Source organism: Paenibacillus sp. 01L418 (assembly GCF_056400045.1).
Genome location: NZ_JBFTSN010000533.1, coordinates 1 through 3843 on the forward strand (window position 1 = coordinate 1; position 3843 = coordinate 3843).

General features: G+C 41.8%; 4 protein-coding genes. 3 read left to right on the top strand and 1 reads right to left on the bottom strand.

Features of this window, described 5'->3' with window-relative positions; translation table 11 throughout:
• Positions 1-241 precede the first annotated feature (241 nt).
• From AC1DSE_RS32070 to AC1DSE_RS32080, 3 genes are all read left to right on the top strand, one after another.
• Positions 242-658, top strand: coding sequence for a hypothetical protein (locus AC1DSE_RS32070; protein ID WP_076265784.1), 417 nt, complete (start codon positions 242-244; stop codon positions 656-658).
• Positions 659-660: 2 nt separating this feature from the next.
• Positions 661-939, top strand: coding sequence for a YxcD family protein (locus tag AC1DSE_RS32075; RefSeq protein WP_076265783.1), 279 nt, complete (start codon positions 661-663; stop codon positions 937-939).
• Between the two features lie 193 nt (positions 940-1132).
• Positions 1133-3040, top strand: coding sequence for a glycosyl hydrolase family 18 protein (locus AC1DSE_RS32080; protein WP_477511885.1), 1908 nt, complete (start codon positions 1133-1135; stop codon positions 3038-3040).
• Positions 3041-3093: 53 nt separating this feature from the next.
• On the opposite strand, the gene AC1DSE_RS32085 is transcribed toward AC1DSE_RS32080, so the two are convergent.
• Positions 3094-3843, bottom strand: a 750-nt coding sequence (locus AC1DSE_RS32085) for an ATP-binding protein (RefSeq protein ID WP_477528819.1), incomplete at its 5' end; no start/stop codon positions are given.

The following is a 3843-nucleotide window of genomic DNA, read 5'->3' on the forward strand; positions in this document are numbered from 1 at the left end:
CATGGAACTCCACTAAATAAGCAATATACGCTTTCGGAAAAGAAATCATAAAAACCTCCATATTACTTGTTCCAATCGAATTCATCGTTTCATTAATAATAAAAATATTAGCATATGTCGCTTATACTTTCATACATTTAAACCAATCCTATAGAAATAAATGAAACCATCATGTCTAATAGCCGTATATTATCTATGTTTGTAAAGAATGTATTAAAGATATCAGGAGGAGAAAACACAGATGAAAAAGGGATTCATGGTCATGCTGGCACTCACACTATTCATCACACTAGGTTTCGGACAGTATGCCGATGCAAAACCACGAGGCGGAATGAAATCTCCGAAACAAAGCGTTACGCAAAACCCTAAGAAATCGGATAACGTTAATCAATCGAATCCAGGCAAGAAAGCTGGAGCAACTACTGGCGCTACAAAACCTGGATTTTTTAGCGGCGGCGGGTTGATGAAAGGCCTAATGATTGGCGGATTAGCAGGCTTGATGTTCGGCGGTTTGTTCGCGGGCATGGGCGCATTCGGTAATATTCTTGGTCTAATGATTAATTTAATGGCTATCTTCGCCATCATCATGCTAATACGTGTAGCATTCGTATATCTGCGCAGCAAGCGTAACCCGCCAGATCAACGGAGACCCTACTAATCGTGCGCATCTATACAGATGAGATTATAAACGCTATCTGCCTTCATATGTCTGAACGACGGGGAGTTAACCCTACCGATGTGGAAGTGCAGCTCTCATGGGAAGAAGAGTATGGGTATACGGCCGAGGTTTGGGTAAAGGGCCGCAGCCAGTACATCATTGAAGCGAATATCCTCGAGGCTATCGAGCAATATATGTTCACACAATATAATCGGCGCGTTTTCCGCTCCAACATTACGCTCGATGCGGATGAAGAATTTTGGGCAGACATTTCCGATTAACTTAAAAAAAGCATCCAATAGCTCGCATTATCTTACGGATATGCAGCTAGCGGATGCTTTTTTTTGTGCCAAAAAATGCTCTACCAATAATTACTAGAGAAATATTAATAGATTTCCAGCAACATCCTCGTCCTCCCTGCGTCTAATCATTAGACTAGAGAGGAGTGTATATGACAAATCTATGAGAAAAAAAATGAGTACAGCACTGCTTTTACTTTTCTTTTGCCAAACAATCATGACAGCAACGGCAGGCATTGCAGATGCTGCAGCAAATCAAATGACAAAATTCCGTGTTTATCAAAATGACCAAATGCTCCGTGAGTTCACTACGGAGGGTCAAGCGATTTCCTATGCCGGGAAATTCGGTTACAGTCATGTCGAGAAAATTGCTGACCGTGCTTGGGTATGGGATAACTTCCCTCGTTACAAGGTTTATCAGAACGGTCAAACTCTCCCGAAATGGGAGTTTAGCACTTACAATCAAGCATTATCTGTTGCTAAAAACCTAACTAACGTACATATCCGTGATCTTGAAAACATTGGCTGGAGTTATCAATCCTACACCAAGTTCAAGCTTTATCAAGGCGATAACACTCGTGACAATTGGTCCTTCCTTACACTTGCTGCCGCTAAGCAGGAAGCCAAAAAATGGGGAAATGCCCATGTAATCGATTTAACAACGAACAAATGGGTTTGGGGAAACCAAACAGCTGCACAAACTAAAGCGCAGCGCGCTGCTGCACCTGTCTATCAAATTACTGTGGATGGGGCACCTGTAGAAGAGTTACCGCTTTACTCCTACCTTCTCGATGCTATGAATGCCTCATATTCCATATCTGGCAGTCAGGTATTAAATACAGCAACGAGTAAGAACGTTCATTCGAATGTACCCGCTTATTTAGTAAAACAAAATGGTGCCGTGGTCGGCTCTTCTATTAGCTTAGATGGGGCTGTACAGCTTGCGAAAAAAACACCAAATGCAGAGGTTACCTTTAATGAGAAAGTATATTGGTCCGGTATTCCTTATTTAGCCGTTTATCAAGGCGACAAGAAATTAAAAGCCTTTAATACAAAGACCGGTGCAATTGCGTATGCGAAGGCTTTTGCGAACAGCACTGTTCAAACGAGCGAAGGTCGTAAAATTTTCAGCAATACCAAAAGCCTAGTTTATATGGGATGGAATGGCAGCGCTACAAGCGCAACGATTATCAGCCATGTCGCTAATACGCAAGGATTGTCGATTGACTCCCCTACTTGGTTTGAGCTCTCCGCTGCGGATGGCTCAATGATCGACACTTCAGATCAAGTAGTCGTAGACACTTTCAAAGAACAAGGAATTAAGGTAATGCCGCTCGTTCACAATCAATTTAACAAAAAAATGACGACGGAATTTTTAAAGAACAATACCGCCCAGCAAGCATTCATTAAGACGCTTGTAGCGAAGCTTACTCAGCTCGGTGTTGCAGGCATCAATCTTGATTTCGAAGAGGTCGCTGGAACGGATCGGGCTGCCTATACCGCCTTTGTTACAGCACTTGCTAAAGCCGTGCATGACAAAGGTATGCAAATATCTATCGATTTGCCACGCGGCAGCTTAAGCTGGAATGATAGAACCGCTTACGACCATACCGCTCTATCGGCAGTCGTCGATACGATTATCATTATGGCTTATGATGAGCATTGGAAAGGAAGCGAGGTACCTGGTTCTGTTGCTGGCCTCAACTGGGTAGAAGAAGGCGTTAAGCAATTTTTGAGCTATGGCATTCCGCGTAACAAGCTTATGCTAGGCATTCCTTTTTACGTACGTGAATGGAAGCTCGACAGCACGAATAAGCTAGTCAGCAACCGTGCCATCTTTATGAAGGAAATACCTAAGCTTATTGCAGATACGAACGCTCAAGGTGAGATGGACCCGGAATCTGGACAGATGAAATATAAGTATACCAAAGACGGCTTCACCTATTTATTCTGGGCTGAAACCGAAAACACGGTCAAAGCTCGCATCGATATAGCCAAAACATACGATTTGGCTGGCGTTGCAGCTTGGCGCCTCGGGTATGAAAGCTCTGATTTGTGGACGATGCTGCTTCGCAATAAATAACATGAATAGCCCCATTCTCCTATGGAGAATGGGGCTATTCTTCATTTATAGACTTATTTCAATTGCTCTACGGCAGGGAATTTCAGCAATACCTTCGTCCCCATTCCGAGCTCGCTTTGAAAAGCAATTTTACCCTTTAATGCTTCGACAATCCGAAAGGTTACCAAAATGCCTAAGCCTGTCCCCGTTTCCTTTGTCGTAAAAAAAACGGTACCTAATTGCTCCAATTCCTCTCTGGATATGCCCTTTCCAGTATCAATAATTTCTATACAAATTTCTTCTTTGTAATAATAGGCATTGACAGTCACTTCACCTTTATCTGGGATCGCTTCTACCCCATTTTTAATTAGATTTAATATCACTTGAGTCAGTTTCGGTTTGTCTGCCCTTATATAAAGATCCGTTTGATTACAGTTTAAGTGGATTTGCACATTTTGAATTAACCCATAAGAATTCATAATTTCCAATGTATGTACCAGAAATTCGGAAATCTCGATTACTTCCAACTGATCTGCTTGCGGTTTAGCAAGATTCAAATAATCAGAAATAATATACTCTGCTCTATCCAATTCAGATAAAGCAATATTCAAGTAATCCTTTTTTTTGTCATCTACAGATTCTTTCAACAGCTGTAAAAATCCTTTCACTACCGTCAGAGGATTTCGCACCTCGTGAGCTACGGAAGCTGCAATTTGACTTACGATCTTCAACTTTTCACTACGCTCCAGCTCATTTTTCAAATATGCCGTTTCGATAAAATGCTCTTTCAGTAATATAGAGACACCCATTCCAATAAATGATGC